This window comes from Paenibacillus contaminans (assembly GCF_003285015.1).
Taxonomy (GTDB): Bacteria; Bacillota; Bacilli; order Paenibacillales; family NBRC-103111; genus Paenibacillus_V; species Paenibacillus_V contaminans.
The window spans coordinates 110,037-130,827 of the sequence record NZ_QMFB01000013.1; the positions used below are offsets into that span (position 1 = coordinate 110,037).

Annotated in this window: 12 protein-coding genes; all 12 read right to left on the reverse strand. The window is 51.8% G+C overall.

Going from position 1 to position 20,791, the window contains the following annotated elements; all coding sequences use genetic code 11:
- Nucleotides 1-319: 319 nt before the first annotated feature.
- The gene (locus tag DQG23_RS21745; RefSeq protein WP_113032988.1) at nt 320-5,278 is read right to left on the reverse strand and encodes a DUF4838 domain-containing protein; all 4,959 of its coding nucleotides are present in this window, start codon (nt 5,276-5,278) and stop codon (nt 320-322) included.
- A gap of 376 nt (nt 5,279-5,654) precedes the next feature.
- Nucleotides 5,655-6,617 (reverse strand): AraC family transcriptional regulator, encoded by a 963-nt coding sequence (locus DQG23_RS21750; protein ID WP_113032989.1) that lies wholly within the window; start codon nt 6,615-6,617, stop codon nt 5,655-5,657.
- Nucleotides 6,618-7,102: 485 nt separating this feature from the next.
- The gene (locus tag DQG23_RS21755) at nt 7,103-8,050 is read right to left on the reverse strand and encodes an aldo/keto reductase (protein WP_113032990.1); all 948 of its coding nucleotides are present in this window, start codon (nt 8,048-8,050) and stop codon (nt 7,103-7,105) included.
- Nucleotides 8,051-8,228: 178 nt separating this feature from the next.
- Nucleotides 8,229-9,026, reverse strand: a complete 798-nt coding sequence (locus tag DQG23_RS21760; protein ID WP_113032991.1) for an SDR family NAD(P)-dependent oxidoreductase — start codon at nt 9,024-9,026, stop codon at nt 8,229-8,231.
- A gap of 329 nt (nt 9,027-9,355) precedes the next feature.
- Nucleotides 9,356-10,279, reverse strand: coding sequence for an Rpn family recombination-promoting nuclease/putative transposase (locus DQG23_RS21765; RefSeq protein WP_113032992.1), 924 nt, complete (start codon nt 10,277-10,279; stop codon nt 9,356-9,358).
- 819 nt (nt 10,280-11,098) lie between these two features.
- The gene (locus DQG23_RS21770) at nt 11,099-12,343 is read right to left on the reverse strand and encodes a Gfo/Idh/MocA family protein (RefSeq protein ID WP_113032993.1); all 1,245 of its coding nucleotides are present in this window, start codon (nt 12,341-12,343) and stop codon (nt 11,099-11,101) included.
- A gap of 121 nt (nt 12,344-12,464) precedes the next feature.
- Nucleotides 12,465-13,598, reverse strand: coding sequence for a galactonate dehydratase (gene dgoD / locus DQG23_RS21775; protein ID WP_113032994.1), 1,134 nt, complete (start codon nt 13,596-13,598; stop codon nt 12,465-12,467).
- Between the two features lie 24 nt (nt 13,599-13,622).
- A complete protein-coding gene (locus DQG23_RS21780; RefSeq protein WP_113032995.1) occupies nt 13,623-14,393 on the reverse strand; it encodes an SDR family NAD(P)-dependent oxidoreductase in 771 nt (256 codons plus the stop codon).
- A gap of 55 nt (nt 14,394-14,448) precedes the next feature.
- A complete protein-coding gene (locus tag DQG23_RS21785; RefSeq protein WP_113032996.1) occupies nt 14,449-16,701 on the reverse strand; it encodes a glycosyl hydrolase family 28-related protein in 2,253 nt (750 codons plus the stop codon).
- A gap of 148 nt (nt 16,702-16,849) precedes the next feature.
- Nucleotides 16,850-18,199 carry an extracellular solute-binding protein gene (locus DQG23_RS21790; protein WP_158560629.1) on the reverse strand — a complete coding sequence of 450 codons (1,350 nt, stop codon included), beginning with the start codon at nt 18,197-18,199 and terminating at the stop codon, nt 16,850-16,852.
- A 220-nt stretch (nt 18,200-18,419) separates the two neighbouring features.
- Nucleotides 18,420-19,838: a DUF4874 domain-containing protein gene (locus DQG23_RS21795; protein ID WP_113032998.1), complete on the reverse strand. Its 1,419-nt coding sequence runs from the start codon at nt 19,836-19,838 to the stop codon at nt 18,420-18,422.
- A 31-nt stretch (nt 19,839-19,869) separates the two neighbouring features.
- The gene (locus DQG23_RS21800; RefSeq protein WP_113032999.1) at nt 19,870-20,784 is read right to left on the reverse strand and encodes a carbohydrate ABC transporter permease; all 915 of its coding nucleotides are present in this window, start codon (nt 20,782-20,784) and stop codon (nt 19,870-19,872) included.
- Between the last annotated feature and the right edge of the window lie 7 nt (nt 20,785-20,791).

A 20,791-nucleotide genomic window follows, 5' to 3' on the forward strand; every position in this document is an offset into this window, starting at 1 on the left:
CAGCGAAACGCCGCGCGCGGAAGCTGCAGTCCGATTTGACCCATTTAGAATCGAATCCGGGTACCCTACGGCGCCTGCAGTCCGAAAAAACCTGTTTACAACGGCTATTTGGCTCGGCACACCGGTGAAACCCTTTTCCAAGCAGGGAATTTCGGACTACAGCGTAAGGGGAACCTCGATTCCTTGCTCCAAGTGGGCGTATTCGGACAACACCGAGGGAGCTCAATAGCAATAGGTTTCTCGATTACCTATCGATCCCCGCCTCTATACACAAAAACGAGCCGACGGAAACCATCCGTCGACCCGCTTTTTAGATGTCTCACTCGTACTTGGCAAGCTCGACATCGTCCATATAAACCGTTACCTCATTCCCGATTGCCCAGAAGGTAGGCGTAATGCGCACGCTGCTCGGAGCAACTCCGTTATAGTCCGGCAAAATGTCGAAAACGAACTGCACCTGCTTCCAGCCGCCTGCATTTTCCCCGACATACACCCCATCGGAGTATTGCCACGATAAAGCATTGCCCTGCGCATCCAGAAAAACGATGCCTGCCCGTGTCCAGCTCCCGGTTGTCGTTCCTGCAGGCGTGTAAAAATAGTATCGTGCGGCATATTTCCCCGGCGTTACGTCGACAGTTTGACTTGGTCCCACAGGATTGTCTCCCGTCAAGGATAAACTAGCTGAACCTGTCCGGAAGGCCGCAGCCGTACGTTCCATCTCAGCTCCATAGCTCCATGGGGGCGCCGAACCCGGAGCGCCGTCCGCTCCGCTTTCAAACGATCCGTTGATTAACAGCTGAGGCCCAGCCTGTAAAGCCGGCACGATCATCGGGGCAGACTGTACAAAAGCCGAATTTTGATAGGAGACGCTGTATACGACGGTTTGCACGGTTAACGCTCGTTCTGCTTCTGGTATGACGAATGACGCCGTCAAACTCGCCGCATCCCAGGAATAGCTGTTCGGAGCGACGGCCGCCTCAGGGTTTTGATCAATGGAGCGATGGACCAAAAAGTCATTCGCCCCAGGTATCGCAGCCGGCGCTTTTGTCATCTTCGCCTTAACCGTTCCATCCTCGATAAAGACAGATTCCACTTGCGGGACCAACTGGCTCAACCTGTTCAACTCGACATCGTCCAAATAAACGGTTACTCCATCCCCGATTGCCCAGAACGTAGGTGTAATGCGCAAACTTCTTGGCGCAGCCCCGTTATATTCCGGCATAATATCGAAAACGAATTCTACAAGCTTCCAGCCGCCCGCATTTTCGCCTACATACACCGCATCGGAGTACTGGCTGGATATCGCATTCCCTTGCGCATCCAGGATGGAGATGCCTGCCCTAGTCCAGCTCCCCGTATTCGTTCCTTCAGGCGTGTAAAAAGAGTACCTCGCGACATATTTCCCCGGTGCGATGTCGGCGGCTTGGCTAGGCCCCACCGGATTGGCGCCGGTCAACGATAAACTGTTTGCTCCCGTCCGGAAAGCCGCATCCGTGCGCGCCATCTCATTGCCGTAGCTCCATGGAGGAGCCAAGCCCGGAGCGCCGTCAGCTCCGGCCTCGAACGATCCGTTGACAAGCAGCTGCGGTCCTGCCTGCAAAGCCGGCACGATCATCGGCGCAGCCTGCGCAAATGCGGTATTTTGATAAGAAACCATGTATACCGCGCTTTGAAGATGATTCATGCCTTCCAGCTCAGGCACCGTGAAAGTGACGGTCAGATTGCCTGCATCCCAGGTATAGGCGCTCGCTGTAACCATCGTTTCCAATCGCTGATCCAGGGACAGGCGGATTTCAAAATCGTCCGCTGAAACGGAAGCCCCCGATATTCCCGAAAGCACGGCTTTCACTTGACCTTGTTCGGCTTGAACCGAAACGACTTTGTCTGTCCGAATAGGAGTATCAAGCTTGTAAACCGCCACATCATCAATGTATACGGCCGTTTGCGGCTGCAATTGCCAGAATAACGGGCCGACACTTGCATGATCTACAGCGATTCCGTTCACTTGCGAAGGGACCTCGACGATCATTTCGATCGCCGCCCAGCTTCCCGCATAATTTTCTATCCGCGGCCCTTCGGAGTACCTGCTTTCGAGTGCCGTTCCGTTGCTGTCATAATAAGTGACGCCAACTCGTCCCCAACTGCTCGTCTGCGTGCCCGGAGGACTATAAAAGTGTGAAATGACGCCATATTTTCCCGGGCCTAATACTAAATTCTGAAACACTCCTCCCGGGTTCAAATCGCTCGCTTTCAGGCTGTACTGCCCTGTCCTCGCCACATCGGCGGATCGCTCCGCCGTCCCCCAATATACCCAAGGAGGCGCCGCTTTCTCGCTGCCGTTCGACGCATATTCAAACGACGGGTTGGATACGAGCTGCCGCTCGTTCGTTCCTGCTGCGTACAAGAACCGCGCGTAGTCGCGGATCCACTGGCTTGCATGGGTTCCTGTCAGCTCGATTAATTTGCTGCGGACAGCCCCGCCGTCCGGCTCTTGGGCAATCCAGTCCGTCAACGCGGCGAACTTGCCGCTCGTCAAGCCGAACCACTGATTCGAAAGCCCGATCGATTGGCCGAGAACCGGATCTCCATTATATTCTTGCAGATAATTCAAGCGGAATTCTGCTGATTCCAGACTGACAATCGTCCGCTCCAGCATGGAAAGCGCTTCGGCTGAATCCGCCGGCGCGGCTACCGCTCCTTGCTTGGCATAGCTTAGAGCCGACGCTTCGTAATATTCGAACGTCTTCATCAACAGTTCGGCGCGTTTCTTCTGCGCTGCGGTTCCGGCTTTTTTGACGACAAGCTCCATCAAGCTTCTGCTTTCCGTTAAATCGTCGTCCGTGACGGCTTCCAAATAATCGGCCAGATCGAATCTTAGGAAGTTGCCTCTCTGTCTATTGAACCAGTCGGTTTGAAAAATACGCTCAGACCAAAATTGCTCCCATATCTCGTAATATTGCTTCAAATAGGTAGCGGCCTCCGCTCCGACGGCGCGATCGTACCATTCGTTCAGCAGCTGCTCCTCATCCTGCTCAGGGTTCCATTGCAGCCTTGCAGACAGCCACGGCTTGGGTCCCTCACCGAAATTGGGAAACAACTCGGCAACCTGAGCGACGACGTGGTTATCCAGCGCGTACCGATAGTTTTCGGCCATCCTCTCGTTATACACGCGGGGCAAAGCATACGGAGATCCGTATAAATAATCGTACCAGCCCAGCTTGGCGGCTTTTAATTTCCACGCCTCCGTGTGCTGCTTGCCGATCGTCTCCGTTGCGGGATCGCCCCAAGACATACGATCGTCCGTAATATAAGGGATCACATGATCGTTTAATTGCAGATTCGTCGGAACGTCATAGACGCTTCCATAAGCTAGCAAACCGAAATACTTGTCCGGATGCTCCGCCAGCACGCCTTCTACTACCGCATTCACCCAAGGATAATAAATATTTGACATATCGGGCTGGCCGATCGAGTTCGTGGCTCCGGTATACAAAGGATGATCCGGCCGCGCCTCGCAGAAATTCGAGCTGTCGTTGATGCCGAGCGAATAGGATTCGCTAAGCGGGTTAGCGTCAAAATAAGCGTTAATGGATGCAACCGCCGCAGTAATCGTGTCGGGATTGGAGAAACAAGGCTGCCAATCGTACCAAGATTCCGGGACCGTTCCTCCAGGGTAAAAATCCGGATTATCGGCCCAGTAAACCGCAGGGTCGAACAAATTGTTCATGTTATGATGAAATTGAATTCGCTCATGGATCCGATTACGTTCTTGCCAGTCATCCCAGTCGGGGGTGTGGTACTCGAAAAATTGCCGGGAAATAAACGCCGGCTCCTCCCTTATCTCTTGCCGGGGGACAAGCAAGCTTGCATGCTGCGGCACATCTTCGCCGTCCGGTCCCGGCATCAGCCAGCGAACGCCGACAAAGCGCTCAAGAAAGTCGTATACACCGAATTGCGTCCCCAAGGAAGTCGGTCCTGTAATGGCAATCTCATCGGCATAAGGATAAATAATGAACCCTTCCCCATCCATACCCGCAAGCAAATCATCGAGAACGTAATCCGTCTGCAAGCTGCTTTCTCCGACAAAAATACGCACATACTCCTGTTGACCGTTTATGCTGCTCAACTGGTTATCGAACGCGATCGGCAAAGCGGCGCCGGTTGCCTTCATCACATATTCAGCGAGCGTGTCGGCGGCGTCAACCGTTCTGGCATCCGCACCTTCGGCAATGACGATCACAGCATTCGGCTCGTTATTCCGAACAATTTCCAGAGCGCTCGTCGGGCTAGGTGTAGACGGGCCCCCGCTCGGCGTCGGGCTCGTCGTGGACGGACTGCCGCTCGGCGTTGGGCTCGGCGTGGCAGTGCCGCTGCTCGGCGTCGGGTTCGAGGTAGCCGGGCTACCGCTTGGCGTCGGGCTCGGCGTGGACGGGCCCCTGCTCGGCGTCGGACTCGACGTGGACGGACTGCCGCTCGGCGTTGGGCTCGGCGTGGACGGGTCGCCGCTCGGCGTCGGACTCGGCGTGACAGTGACGCCGCTTGGCGTCGAGCTCTTTCCGGCCTTTTGCTCCGATTCGATCCGTTCCATTTGCTCCATAAATCGGCTATGGTTTGTTACAAATTGATAGGATAGCCTCGCCAACGCCTGACGTTCCGCATTCCCCTTCGGGTTAAAACTCAAAGAACCGTCGGCATTCTCGATACCGCCCACAAATCCGATGCGGCAAGCAAGATCGATAGATGGCTTCGCCCAGTCGGCAATAAGCCCTCCATCCGCCCATGAAGCTTCCTTAACGAGCGATGTTAAAGCTGCTTCCTCCCAGCCGAAAGCACGGATAAAAAAGACAATCAACTCTTCTCTCGTCACATAAGCGTTTGGTGAAAAGGTGGAATCGGAAGTCCCTGTTGTAATGCCTGCCTCGAAAAGCGCTCCCGCATAACCGCGATACCAGCTATCCTGTTCTATATCGGTAAAGCGCTCCGCCGCGCCGGGTTTTTCCGGCAAATCGAGCAGGATGGCCAGTACCTTTGCCATTTCCCCGCGCGTTAACGGTTTCTTCGGCGCGAACGTACCGTCTTCATAGCCGGATAAAATCCCCGCTTTGGCCAAATAGTCAATTTCCATCTTCGCGTATGAGGAAGCCGTGTCGGTAAACAACGCTTCTTCTCCGTGCACCGGCCGGATTTGGATAACGCTTTCCGCAAATGCCATAGATATTAAGAGAAAATAAACGATCCACATACGTAAAATACGTCTTGGTCTATAGCTAATCAACATGGCTGCCGCAATCCTCCTTCATATTTTCACATCAAAATGCACCAGCGATAAAACGGCTTTTGCCCATCTCCTCCCTTTAAACGTATACCAGCCCCTTTCGAAGTTTTGATTCATCTAGGTTCTCTCTTCGCACAAAATGAAAGCGCTTTCTATTGAGCCGATATTTAAAATGCATATCGTATCTGCATGAAGCAAACTCGATATGCTTTGGACTGCCATAAAAAACATCGAATAACCTTACGGGGCGCTAACAGACCTTTCGCCGACTGCTCCTAGTACACCAAAACATACCCCCCATCCATTTACCAGGTTCTACCCGCGGCCGCCGGCAATCAAATCCCGAATACAACTGTTGGGATTTTTAGGGGTTCGAGTACTAGTCGGCCGTTCTGCCCTCCAATTCGCCTCCCCGACTAAGACCGGCTTGATACTCCTTCGGACTCATGCCGACAATCCTCTTGAAAATTCGGTTAAAAAAGCTGATATCATGAAACCCGACCTCCATCCCGATAGCCGCTATTTTCTCATTTGTCCGGGACAGCATTTTTTGGGCGCGTTTGATGCGAAGGTTATGCAAATAATTAATGACCGTCGTTCCTGTCGCTTGTTTAAAAAGCCTGGCAAATTGGCGCTCGCTGCAGGAAGCCATTTCCGCCAGCTGTTCCACGCTGAAATCCGTATTGTAATGATGCTCCATATAACCCAAAACCCGATTCAGCTTATCCTTCGTTCCTCCCTGAACGACCAATAACCTTTCGCTGATCAGCCTCGGGCGCTCCGAATAAAAACGGCCCAAACGCAAAACGAGTTCCGTTAACAATAATTTGACAAGAGACTGGTAGCCCTTCTGTTGGGCGGTATACTCCTTCTCTATTTTGGCGACGAGCGTCATGACTTCTTCAGCCGCTATAGCGTCCAGCTTCAGGATGGAGCTAAAACGCGCTTCTTTCTGCAAAAAAGGCTGAACATACAAAAAATCCATCAGCTCCCTTTCCGCCTGGTACGATTCAAAAAGCAGCGACGATTCCAGCATCTCCGGGTAAAAAAGCATATTGATAATTTCCACTTTCTCGCCGGGATCCAAATGATACGTATGCTCTTCGCCGGGACTGATAATAAAAATATCCCCCGGATAAATTTTGTACTCCAGCCTGCCGAACTGTCTGGAATTGAAGATGTGGGTCGCCGACCCGTTCCATACGAAAACCAGCTCGATAAAATCATGGGAATGAAGAGGCAGCTTTGCATAATGATCATGCATCCAGCGAAAAAAATAAAACGGAAACGCTTTCGTCATGTTGAACGTTTTGGCTTGAAGTCTGAGAATCGTGGGGGACATAGGCGAGCCGCCTCCTTAACTCCTGATAGGATCTGGGCACAAGCCGCTTTGCGGCCGGCGCATGTCGAATTCCTCTTTAAAAGTTAACGGCATCGGGGTGTATTTGCGAGTTAACCAAAGTATATCATAAGCGCTTTTTCCAGTACTTAGATGATGCTGCCAACTTGTATGCTGATTCGGACATCACATGACTGGTACCTCAGTGCTGATCCCATTGTTTCCCGGCACGCCTTTCTCCCGGTACTCGTTTCAGCGCATGGCAGCGGTCAGACCGATGCAGCCCTCCCTTACAAGCGCATCTGCTTCCGGTCGCGCTCGCTTTATCAACGCCCAAAACCAAAAAAAGCCAAAGACTTCTCACGCTGAGAAGAGTCCTTTGGCTTTTCATAAACGGCGAACTTTTACGCAATACGCGCTGTTCCCAACAAGTGGCGTTTCACCGCGTCGCCGGGACTGTCGACCGCAGATTGGCGAATCAACCTTCCTTACCTTTTCACCCACTTCACCGGATTGACGATGGATGGCGGAATGTCGCCCAGCTGACGATGAATCTTATCGCGCGTCGCCTCGCTAATTTGCGGGCAGCTCATGAGCCTGACATTATCGTTAAGCTGTTCAACGGTTTCCGCTCCGATGACGAGACTCGCAATCTCCGGCATATCGCGGACGAAGGAAATCGCCAACTCCGCTAAAGATACGCCTTCCTCTTCGGCCAGCGAACGAATCGTTCGTACATGCGCAAGCGCCTCGGGAACTTTTTCGGCGATTTTGTTCTCGTCCATCAGAAGAAGTCCCTGCAGGAAAACGCTTCGCGCGAACAAGATTTTTCCGGCTGCGGCGAATTCGCGAATCGCGCCGGAGCGGATCAGACGATGGTCGAGCACGTTAAGCGGGATTTGCAGCGCCTCGTATATGTCTTCATTGATGATATCCCGCATCGATGCGTACTGTTCGTCCGAATGCCCGTCGATCGAGATGCCGGCTTTGGCAATGAGGCCGTCTCTATGCAGGCAACGCATCGTGTGCGTAATCGTTTCCCCATGCATAAGAAGCACATCCGGATTATGGAGCAGCATGACGGGCAATTGCCCGATTTGCAGACGGCGCAAAGTCGATTCGGTTTTTTCGTTCATCTGACGTTCGATTTCGGCTGCGGACAGTCCCGTATCGAGCGGCAGCGTCATTTTGGAAACGAGAATAGGCTTCTGCGGCTTATCCGCCCAATACTCGCCGAGCAAAACCTCGGCGTCTCCATAACTGCCTGCCGTATCGAAGCCGGTTACGCCTCCTTTGCCGGCAGCCTCGATAATAGCAAATGCGCTGTCGCGATCCGGTTTTCCGCTATTGTTCGCAATGCCGTATGGGATGCCCAATTGAACCGTGCCGAGCGTCATCGCCGATAAAGGCGTTCCGCAAATATGAATCTTGCTCATCGTGTCCTCCTCCTAGGGCGTGTCTGAATACTCCGAAGGGAGCAGATTTTGCCGAATTTTTGTTCTATGCAAGGCGCATTTGTGAAGGCATATCGGAGGTATGTCAAGCAAACGGAACGAAGCAGAGGGCGAAAAGGCGGTGAAAGATGACCCTGAGTGAGTGTTCAGACACGCCTAATTACCAGCTCGTCCAGCCGCCGTCTACCGCCAGGTTATGACCCGTCACATAACGCGATGCTTCCGAAGCGAGAAACACGATCGGCCCCTTAATATCGTCGTCGTCGCCGAATCGGCCGAGCGGCGTCAGTCTTTTGTAGTTGTCGACAAATTCGCCCCGCTGCACATCGTTTTCCACGCCGGGATTGTACCCGCCCGGACTGATGCAATTGGCGCGGATGTTATAGCGGCCGTAGTAATTCGCCAGCCATTTCGTCATCCCGACCATGCCCCATTTGGCGTACGTATACTCAATGCCGCTCGACATGCCGGTATCGCCGTATACGGGAAAATGCGGTCCAACCGTTCCCTGGATGGAGCCGATATTAATGATATTGCCTTTGCGGCGGGGAACCATCGTTTTGACGACTTCCCTCGTAATCAGCATCGTACCCGTCCCGTTGACATGCTGCGCCGCTTCCCAGCCTTCTTGGGTCGTCTTCTCCAAATCGTTCAAGCCGACGCGGGACACGGAGTTGTTGACCAGGATATCGATTTGCTTAAAACGCTCGATCACTTCGGCGACGAATTTGCAAATATTCGCCTCGTCCCCCAAATCCAACTGCATCCCGTATGCCTGATGTCCCGCTTCTTGCAGCTTCGCTGCCGCCTGCTCGCAATTTTCAGCATTCCGGGAAGCGATAATGACCGTCGCCCCCGCTTCGCAAAGCGCTTGTGAGATGTGCGCGCCATAAAGACCTGAGCCGCCGGTGACGATCGCAATTTGCCCTTCAAGATCGAACAGCTGTTTCGTATGCATGAGTTCCCCACTCTCCCCTATTTGCGATACTTATTTCTGAATTCGGCTATATAGACCGAATAAGTAATATGGTATTACCAATATACTATAAACAACCGATGATTGCAGTAAATAAATTGATAAAACGAAGTTTGTCAGCCGACGTAACCAAGCACCCTACGCCGGGAGTCCCGCGCGGAGCGGAAATAGGCCACCCAATGCCTTTGCATCGTTAGCCGTATGATTGACCAACTCGCGCAACAAACAGCTCCTAAGAGGAGCTGTTTGTTGCGCGAGGCACGGATCGAAAGAAAATAATCTTCTGGCATGAGTGCCTCGACCTTGCCGCTCTACTTCGTATCTCGACTCAGTTGCTCTACTTCCTGCTCCGATAAACCTGTCGCCCGGGCAACCTTTGCCGGCTCGATCCCCATCGAAAGCAAATTTTGCGCGATTTCCTTTGCGGCTTTCTTTTCTCCTTCTTTTATGCCTGTTTTCATTCCTTCTTTCAGTCCTTCTTGTAATCCTTCTTGCATGCCTTCCTCACGGCCTGTCTGCTTCGCGGATGAAATGATACTGTTTCGCTCATACTTGGAAAATTCGCGCGCTTCGTACAAACGAATCGTCTCCTCGTCGCCGCTCAACCATTCCAGCCGATCTTCCGCTTTCTTGATTACCGGATCCATTCCGATCAACTCCTCCAATTGGTCTTCCGCCAGCTTTTCCTCTAAAAACAACAACCATCGGTGCAGCGGGTTTTGCAAATCCTTCGTTATTTTGCGAAACTTCGGAAACTCGATAAAATGAATCTCGATTATATCCGTCAGCATTTGCGTCTTATCGCGATCCTCATACAAATGAAACGAGCTGTGATACCGTTCCGTCTGCAAGAAAGAAAAGTTTAATAAATTTATGGTAATCGTCTTCTTAAGGTTTTCATATTGTTCTCCGGCTTTAATCGATTCCACGAACATTTTTCCCAGGTAAAACAAGGAGCGCTTCTCCATATGCTTCTGTTCCGCCACCTGAACCTCGACATTGATTTGCTCGTTCTCGATCGTTTCGGCACGGATGTCCAGTCTGCCCGTTTTATCGTCAATGAGTTCCTTGGTCAATTCCTTATTTTCGATAATGGTCAGATCGACGATCGGTTTGCCGCCCGATTCCAAAAATATCGCATTAAGCAGATGAATAAGCAAATCCTTTGTTTCCGCTTCCCCGAAAAGACGTTTGAAAATAAAATCGTTTTGCGGCTTAAAACGCTTACGGTTCACTGGTGATCCTCCTTTTCATTATAACATTTTTCGGCATAACAAGTATGGTCATGGTAGTTATACCTATTATACCAAACATATGTTCTTATTCGATTGCACCTTTATGCAAAGTTTTAAGAAGCTTCCTTCCCAGTGAGAAGACATCCCGATTTTGGGGCCCCCGGTTATCTCCAGTAATCGCTTCACATAAAGTAAGAAAAACAACCCAGAAGTTCACGAGGCACTGAAAGAACTTGTGGTTTAATAGGGGCCATGAAATGAAACATAAAAAAGACGACCAATCCCCCATTATACAAGAGATGTGTCGTCTTTTTAGTGTCAAATTGGCCTTGTAACTCATTCTTATAAGACCCGCAGATGACGCTACGTCATATCCGTGACTATGTTTTAGTTGGCGGCCATTGTATTCGAAATTTCATACCGTATACGGGACTTAGCTGTTCGTCTCGATGATTCTATGCGAAATTTCATACACAATTGGGTACTTTACGTTTTGTTCGACCATTCTATGTGAAATTTCATATAGATTACGGTACTTGCGTTCATCCCGTTCATTCTATTTAAAATGTCATACACATTGGGTGAACTTTACTTTCCTCTCGATGATTCTGATCGAATTTGATATAGATTTAAACACTCCATGCATCGCTGCGAATCAAATGGTACGGTCATTGTCCATCAAAATAAAAAGCGGGGCCGTCCCAAGGTCCGTTCAACCTACCTACGGGACAACTCCGCTTTTTCTCATAAAATGAAACCGTCTTTCGGCAAAATCAAGGTACCGGCCCGCCTAATGGCCGTACCGATACCTGCACCGAATTACAGGGTAAACATCTCTTCTTCAATCGTATAGAGCGAATAACGGCCAACTGGCGCCACTTCCCGCTTGATCCATTTGCCTTTGGTGAAATCCGGGATGCTGACCGGCGCGCTGCCAAGCGCGATGGACTCCTCGGACAATACGGTAATCGCCATCCATACCGCCGTATCGTACACGTCGATCGGCGTCTGCGTCCGGTTCGTCACGCTTTCGAGGAAGGCGCGAAGCACCAGATAGTCGATTCCGTCGTGCCCGCCGCGAACGCCCATCCGTATGTATTCCTTCCAGATCGGATGCTCGTATTGCTCGCGGTACGAGTTGAAAGATTCCCATGTATGCGCCGGGCTTCTGCCTTCGATATGGATCGAATTGTTGTCTTCCATCCAAATCCCTTTGGTGCCTTGCACTCTCCCCGCTCTCGAGTACGGCCGAGGCAGCGTCGTGTCGTGGATGATCTGAATCGTCTCGCCGCCGGCGCACTTGATCATCGTCGTCACGATATCGCCTTGGGCGAACTCCATTTTGGCGAGCGGAGCGTTCTCTCCGAATTGCTCCGCAGCCCAATGCTTGATCCCCCGGGCTTTGGAAGCCATCGAAGTCAGCGATACAAGCCGGTTGCCCCGGTTGATGCCGAGCGTCTTCGAAACCGGTCCCAGCCCGTGAATCGGGTAAAGCTCCCCGTTGCGGTGCAAATAATTGTGGTAGCGGTTATGTTTGGTTTGCTCGCCCAGAGCGACTTCATCACGCAAGTCATGCTCGTAGCCGCACGCGCAGTGAATCAGCTCGCCCAAGAGTCCCTGCTTCACCATATTGAAAACCGCAAGCTCGTCGCGGCCGTAGCAGCAGTTTTCGAGCAGCATGCACGGCACTCCGGTCTGCTCCGAGGTGCGTACCAGCTCCCAGCATTCCTCCAAGGAAGCGGCTCCGCCTACTTCGATACCGGCATATTTGCCCGCTTTCATCGCCGCAACGGCGATCTCCGCATGCGTAATCCATGTCGTCGCGATAATAACGCCTTCCACGTCTTCGCGGACGAGCAGCTCCTTATAATCCGCGTAAACATCCGCTTTCGGACGGCCCGCCCGATCGAAAAGCTCAAGCGCAAGCTGCAGCCGCTCCTCGTACAAATCGCAGACAGCGGTTATTTCCACGTCCTCCATGTCCAGAAGAGTCGAAAGCAGCCCTCTCCCTCGTCCGCCAAGCCCGATAACACCTATCTTTACTTTTTTCAAGACATTTACCATGCCGCTTCATCTCCTGTTTGAACAAGTACCTTCGACATCATTATGTCTTGATTGTCATGAAATGTAAACGATAAAGAAGTATAGTTTGGCATTTTTAAGTACATAACGTGCGCCCCGCTTACTACCACTCCGCAAACGAACCGTCCTCATAATAAAGTCGAGGCGTATCCCAAGTACCGTCATATTTTCGTTCGGCCAAAGCATCTTCATCGACTTCAATGCCCAAGCCGGCGCCGGTCGGTACATCGATATATCCGTCTTGAATGACGAACGGCTTCTTCAAGTATCCCTCGCCCAAATCCCAGCCTTCCGCCATTGAAGGATGCTCCTGAATGAGAAAATTCGGCGTGCAAGCATCGAGCTGCAAACAAGAAGCAAGCGAGATCGGACCGAGCGGATTATGCGGCGCAATGGATCCGTAGTACACCTCGGCCATTGCGGCTATTTTTTTCGCTTCAAAAATGCCTCCGGCATGGCACAGATCAGGCTGCACGATGGACACCGCCTGCTTCTCCAGCGCTTCCCGGAACCCCCAGCGCGTAAACAACCGCTCGCCCGCCGCAATCGGCACAGTAGTGGATTGGGCAATGCGCACCATCGTATCGACATTGTCCGGAAGACAGGGCTCCTCGATGAACATCGGATAATACGGCTCGAACGCCTGCGCCAGTCGGATCGCCATCGCCGGGCTGACGCGGCCGTGAAAATCGATGGCGATATCGATCCCGCTTCCTGCCGCCTCGCGGATTGCTGCCAGTTTGGCAACCTGGCTCTCAACAAAGCGCAGCGTATCGACTTGTCGCACCGGAGCATCGATACCGATCTTGATCGCGCTGAACCCGGTTTCTATGCGGCGCATCGCATTGGCTGCGCATTCCTCCGGTGTTACGCCCCCGCTATGGCAATACATTCTGATTTTATCGCGGCAGCGGCCGCCGAGCATTTCATAGACGGGCATATTGTAGTATTTGCCTTTAATATCCCACAGCGCCTGCTCGATTCCGCTGATTGCGCTCACCAGAACCGGACCGCCGCGGTAGAAGCTGCTTCTGTACATCACCTGCCAGTGATGCTCAATCTTTAACGGGTCTTCCCCGATCAGATATCGCTTCAGCTCTTCTACAGCGGTCGCTACGGTTAACGCCCTGCCTTCCACGATCGGTTCGCCCCAGCCTGAGATGCCTTCGTCCGTCTCCACCTTCAGAAACAGCCAGCGCGGCTTCACATGGAACAGCTTCATCGCCGTTATTTTCATTTCCGCTTCTCCTCCCGAACCCGATTAACTGCGATCCGCCCATACGGGCAGCAGCGCACCGCCATCCACCTCAAGCGTTGTACCGGTAATATAACCGGCGCTTTCCGATGCCAAGTATACGACAGCTTCCCCAATTTCCTGAGGCGTTGCAAATCTGCCGAGCGGAATACGCTCCGTAATCCGATCGATCAACGGCTTCACCTGCGGCATCTGCTCCTCAAGCCGCTCGATCATCGTGTAACCGGGCGCAACGCCGGCCACGCGAATGCCGTGAACAGCCAAATCAAGCGCCATATTTTTAGTCAATTTGTTTACCGCCGCTTTGACTGCTGCATACACCGTCGAATCGCTCCAGTTTCCGCTTGCATGGTTGGAGCTAATATGTATAATCGTCCCCTTGATGCCCAATTCGACCATCAGACGTGCCGCCCGCTGCGAGCAAAAGTAAAGTCCTTTGAAATCGGTGTTCACCACCTCATCGAACAATTCCGGTGTCATTTCCAGAAACGGCTTCATACGCGTAATACCGGAATTATTGACGTGTAGGTCAAGCCGCTCGAAGCAAGCCGTGAATTGGGCAAACAAAGCCTCTATGCCGTCCAAGGTCGAAATATCGGCTTGGAGCAGCTCGGCTCGGCGGCCGACCGACTCAATCTCGCGGGCAGTCTCCTCTGCCATGACAGCGCTTTGATGAAAATGTACTCCGATGTCGTATCCCGCCCTGGCCAAGGCTATGGCAATCCCCTTACCGATTCCTCTTCCGGCGCCTGTTACCAGAGCTACTTTTGAACTCATTCCTTTCCCTCCTTTCCGTCTGACTTCTCAGGTTTAACTTCCCCATGTCAACCTACTAGGACTCGATGCTTCCGGCTCCTTTCCACGTGCCGAGCGTCGTCGCTCCAGGAGAGTCGTTTACGCAAACGTAGCGCATGAAGCTGCCGGCGGAAGGCAATACAGCCTCATAATAATCGCCGCGTCTATCGCCGAAATATCGGGGCGCGGTTGGGGCAGCCTCGCTTTTCCCGGCATAATTCCACGGTACTATTGTATTTTTCAGTTTGAAGAAATAGGTTTCCTCGGCAGAAGACAGCTTGATTTTCCCATGAACGCTATTTGCGTTGTAGGCGATCGGCATATTCTCATTCACTTCTCCGACCGAGTAATCGAAGCGGCAAAAATCCGACCCGTTTGGCTCATGACCGGAATAAGGAGAGAGCCATCCGGAAACCTCTCCGGTAAACGCCATTTTCTCCGGAGTAAGGGGTTTGTAAAAAACGAAAGCATGCGTGTACTTAACGTTTACAAATTTGTTGCCGGTTAACGAAATCATTCCGATACGCTGGTTCCAAGCCTCATCTACGTTATCGAGATGAACGACCGGACGGGCATCTTCGCCTGCGAAGCCGCAATTGACGAATAAGTTCCCGTCGAAATCATATCTGGCGGGAGCATGGTATAACGCTCGGATTACAGCCCCTTGGTACCCTGTAACTTTATTGCCTTTAAACGTGACGGAGTCATATTTGCCGCCTTCAAATATGGAGTTTTCCCCCTTGTTGTAAATCGACCAATCGGCATCCGGCGCAAACTGTTCGAACTCGTTGTTGAGAATATTGACTTCCGTATAATTACCGGACGACGGGGTTACATAAGCAAATTGATACATGGTGGCCCCCACGGCGGTGTTCACTCTGCCGGGAGAAGGCCTGACGCTGCGATTCGTAATTTTGTTCTCATAAAAATCGACTACCAATCGGCTGCCGGCTGCAGCATCGATGTTCAAGCCGAAACCGACTTCGTTGAAGGTGTTTCCATACACGGAAACGTTGACGCTGTCCTTGCCGAAAGCCGCGCGAACCATTCCCGTATTATAACTGTCAACCAGGTTTCCGAATACGAGACCATGCCGGCCGTGAATTTCCAAAGCCGTGCTTTCGTAGCTGGTGCGGCCGCCCCGCCCGATAAACCGGTTGCCCGATATGATATAATGATCGGCCAAGCAGTATATCGTGGAGTGATCGTTGATATGGTCATTGCCGGTTAATGTGCCTCCATTAAACGTAAATAAGCAGTCAACCACCTCGGCTCCATCGACAGCCCGGTCGAACACGACGGTCTGATGCCCCGGATTTTTATCGAACCATACATTTCTGACGCTGAAGTTTTTACCGCCGAGAAACCAAATGCCGGGGCACAAGGACTGACTTCCATAAGTATTTAACGGAGGGAGCAGGTTGTTCTCGCCGTTGAAATCGATCTTCAAATCTTGGACGCTAAAATTTTCGATGCTGTAGTTTCCGGCGTCGCTGAATACCATGAATCCTTTCGTTTGATATTCGGATGCATTAGTCGCTACGAGTCCGCCCGCTACTTTCAGTATCGTGCTCCAGCCCTGCCCCTTGATACGTACGTTGCTTTTCCCCTTCAGCAGCATCCAATAAGGCTCCGTCCATCCCCAAGGCATAGTAACGATTGCATGCTCAAGCCCATCCAACAAGGCCGTGCCGGACGGGAACTCCACCGTCCCGCCGCCGATGCCGGAAACGTAATCGATAGCAGCTTGAATGGCCGCCTTGTCGTTGGTCACCCCGTCGATCCGCGCGCCGAAGTGTACGGGAGATATCGACTCCTCCGTCAGCCTCACCAGGCAGCCTTGCCCGCTGCCGTTCGTCTCGCCCGTTCCTTTCAAAAAATTGGTCAGCACCGTCTGCTGCCCGTTCCAGGGAACGGAGACGCTGAACACCGTCCCGCCGTTATGATCGGATTTCGGGCGGCTGGCGTCGTAGTACAACCAGCCGCCGCCGGTATCCGTACCGGGGTGATACCCGAAAAGCTTGATTAGCTGCCCGTCCTCCAAATCCTTCTGCTTCAATTGCGAAATATCGGCCACGCTGTCGATTGCACCGCCCAGCAGCTCATCGCTGCCTTTGTTCTTTTTCTTGGCGTAGCTCGTGCCGCCGGGGAATAACGTGCCAACCGCTGCGGAAGCGCCTGCGATCCCGATCGCGGCCAGCATTTTTCTCCGGCTGAGCAGCATCCCTTGTTCGCCATTCTTGCCCCAAGAAGAATCAGATTGACGTTGCTTTTCATTCCGTTCCGACATATCATTGCCTCCCGTTTATCAAGGATAAATGCATGCCGGCGTCTTTGACGCCGGCATTTACCGTAGGTTTAGAACCTCATCCGCGATATACATGCCGATTAACTTGAAAACCGGCGGAACCCGTCAAGCCTCTATGGATGGCTAGCCGCTACTTCGCTTCTTTAATCAAATTTTGCGTATATTGCGTCATGTGATCCAGGAAAGCTTTCGGCTCCATCTTGCCTGCCATGACATCCCCGAACAGTTTTTCGAATTCTCCGGAGATATCAACCGGAATAATAAACTGCACTTTCTTCGCTTTCGCAGAAAGCTCAACCGCTTGTTTTTCTAGCGGATCCGACAGCGATGCCACATAAGAATTGTCTTTCAACGCCGGGACAAAGCCCAGATTTTTCGCAAAGGAGGATGTTCCTTCCTCTGACGACGTCAGCCACTTCATAAATTCCCAGCCAAGATCTTTGTTTTTGCTCGGGCCGACCAGCATCACGCTTTGCCCGGAAATATAAAGCGCATCCTCCGGCATTGACGCTACTCCCAGCTGCAGTTCCGGATTTTTGGACAAATAAAACTTTGCCGAAGCCGGCAGCAGCAAGCCCATCGCTTGTTTTTCATTAATGAACGCATCGGTATCCTTAGGGAAAGATTGATTCATCTTTTGCATGCGCGCATCATCGATATTTTCCCGTTTAAACCGAACCATCCACTCAAGCGCTTCGACCACCTTCGGATCGCTGAAATTTACCGTTTTCGTTTCGGCGTTCCAGAAGGTTTTGTCGTCCGCTCCGTTCGCGTATGCAAATGTGGTGAACGCAGTCATGGAATTATAGATGATATGAGGCAGTTGGCCGGTCATCTCCTGGTTCCCGTCCTTGACAACCCAAAACTTTTTGAAGAAAGCGTCGATATCCGCAAGCGTTTTTAACTTAGGAAATTCCGTCATTCCATACTGATCGAGTATTTTTTTGTTATAGAAAATCGGAAATAACGTCATCGTATCGAATGGCAGCCCGTACATTTTCTCATTGTAGGTAACCAGCGCTTTATTCGTATCGGGAAATTTTTTTTTCAAATCCGGAGCTTTCGTCAAATACGGCGTCAAGTCCGCGTAGATCCCGTCTTTGATGAAATTGACGTTCGTTAAAGGAGTGCCCGTAAGGAACAGCTCGGGAGCGATCCCGTTCGTAACCATGTTCGTCAAATCCGCCTCGCCGCCGAATGCAAGCTTGACTTTCACGTTCGGATACGTCTTGTTAAATGCCTTCACAACCTCTTCCAGCTGCGCTTGCAAGTGAGGCCAAGGCGTCATAAAGCTGATTTCGCCTGAGAATGAAGCGGGATCGGATTTTCCTTTGTCTTTCCCTTCTTCAGCCGTAGGCTTAGCTGATGGCGCGGTTGAAGGTTCGGTCGTCGATGGCTGCTTGGCGTCATTGCTTGAACATCCGGCGATCATAATTAGAAAGAGTACGGATAGTAGCGCTATCGAAATCATTCTTTTCATGGATACGTTCACCTCATGATTTTTGTAGGTAATACTGCTCCTTGCAAAGTCCTGTTCCTCTGCTGTTGATAAACCGCCTGTTCCCCCTCCGTTTCCCCAAAAATGCATCGGTACATGTACGTACGGTCGCCAAGCTTGAAAGCGCTTAATCGAACAGCTCAAGTATAAAAGCTTTGATATGAATTTAGTATGAATTCGCGTCTTCACCGATCGTCCCGAGCTATGCCTGCCATTCGACCTCGGTCAGCACGTTTACCCCCTGAACGAACGGGATGTCGTTGGCTATACGGACCGAATGCCCCGCGGAGTTGCCGATCTTCAAGCCTAATCGGTATACGCCTGCATGCTCGGGCAAGGGAAGACTCGCTTGAACGACATGCGCAAGCAAGCTTCTCTTGGCGTCTCCGGGCTCGTGCGGATGCCAATGCCTCGGGTCCCCGGCAGAAGAAGCCTGTATTTCATTTCCTTGCTGGTCGATCCATACGAACGCCGCAGATTCCAGTCCGTGCGGCGCGGCGAAGCCGTAATTCCGGAGTTCCAGCGTAAGCGACGCCAATTGCTTCTCCCGCAGCATCCCAATTTCCAGCCTGCCGGCCTGCAAGTAATAGCCCAAATGATCGCGGATATAGTCGAAAGTCGTTCGGCGAATCTCGTTTCCATGCTCGTCCAAAAACCAGGCGTCCGCATAAGGAAGCCTGTTCAGCTGCAGCCACGATGGATCGATGCCGATTTCCTTCCAATATTCCATCGAATATTTCCCGTCATCGTCGCCCTGCCGATAATACTCCTCACGGTTGTTATGAATCAGACTCAAGGAAGTGTAATGATGCTCCGCGAGACGCATAATCGTCCCGTAAGGGTCGATGTACCAGCCATCCCCGAACGACCATTCGCCCCATGGAAGCTCGCCGTCTATCAAGAGGAAAGGAGACTCCTCGCAGAACTGCGCGTATTGGGCCGAACCCGGAATCAGTCCTCCATCCCCGCTGTTTGGCTTTATTGCAATAAAATCGTCATGAAACCCTACCCGCTTATACTGCGGGTGATCGTTTCCGAGCAAACCTTTATATTCGGGCAGCCGAACTTGCACCTGCAGCTCCTCAGGCACCATACGCAAAATGCTCTCTAGCATTTCCTTGCGGTCGAATTCGTATTTGGATGAATGCCACTCTCCCCAAGAGCCGATAAATCCCGCCTGGTATACATGAATGACATCTTTGTTTTTGCGTATAAACGGCGCCAATTGCTCCATATGCCTAAGCATTTGATCCCTGTCCGCACACTCGGGTCCGTAATAACCCATCTGATAAGCGAACCTTAGAAGAGCACGCATCCCCATTTGCCGCAATTCATCCAAAAAAATCTGCATCGTATCGAAAGCGATATCGTCCAAGTCTTTGTTCTCGTAAGCGGAAAGATAAAAATACGTTTGGGCAAGCATCGGGCAATCGCCCTTGTAATCTTCATAATGCTTCTGCAAAAAAGCCGTAGTCCCCGAAACCTCCGGAACATGCGAATTATAATTTCGCCCGACGTCGAGCGCGATCTCCAAGCGGAACCCTCTGTCCGGATTGCGTAAAAGCTCGGTGCTTTTGCTGCCTGGAAGCGGCCGTAAAGCGATTTTTTGAACGTGATTCATCTGGTTTTTCCCCTTTTCGTCATGTTATCGGTTAATCGACAAGCCCCGTTCGTTCCACGCCTTCAATAAACCAGCGCTGCGTGATGGCATACAAGATCAGCGGCGGAAAAATAATGAGGAACGAAGCGGCCATTTTTACGGTTTCGTTCACTTCGGCCGTCCTGCCAGCCAACTGCTTCAAAACCTCCGTCATCTTGAACAAGCTGTTGGATAAGGTCATATTGTCGGCCCCGACCATCATGCCGGTTAAATAGGTTTCATTCCAATGCCAAATAAACGAGAAAATAAACACGACGACGATCGCGGGAACGGCCAGCGGCACCATAACCTTAAGAAACAGCTTGAACGGGCCTGCGCCGTCGATTCGTGCCGCGTCCTCCAGCTCAAACGGCAAGGTGCGAAAAAATTGGCGAAAAATAATAACGAATAAAGAGCCGCGAATACCGTGTCCGAATAAATCCGGTCCCAGAATCGCCCATTTCGTATTCAACAAGCCGGATTCCTTCATCAGCGCGAATAACGGCACCATCACCGTCTGCGGCGGAATCAGGAAGCTGAAAATGAGCAGCCCGAACAATAGATGGCGGCCCGGAAACTTGAAACGCGCAAAGGCATAACCGGCAATCGAGCAAGAGACGACTTGAAAGACCGCGCCGGCTCCGGCCAAAACGATCGTATTCGCAAACGTCTTGGGAAACCGCAGCCCCTCCCACGCCATTCGCAGATTTTCCCACTCCAGCGCCCGCGGAATCCAGCGAACGGTCGGATCGAGCAAATCCGTCGAATTTTTAAACATGGTAGAAATCATATAGAGGATCGGAGTCAAATACAGCAGTGCCACGTCGAGCAATACGAGATACAGCAGCAGTCTGGCAAGCAGCCCGCTTCGCTCGCTCCTGCCGAACAGCACATGCTTCAAACCAAGGGCAATTCGTCTGGCGCTCATGGCGTCT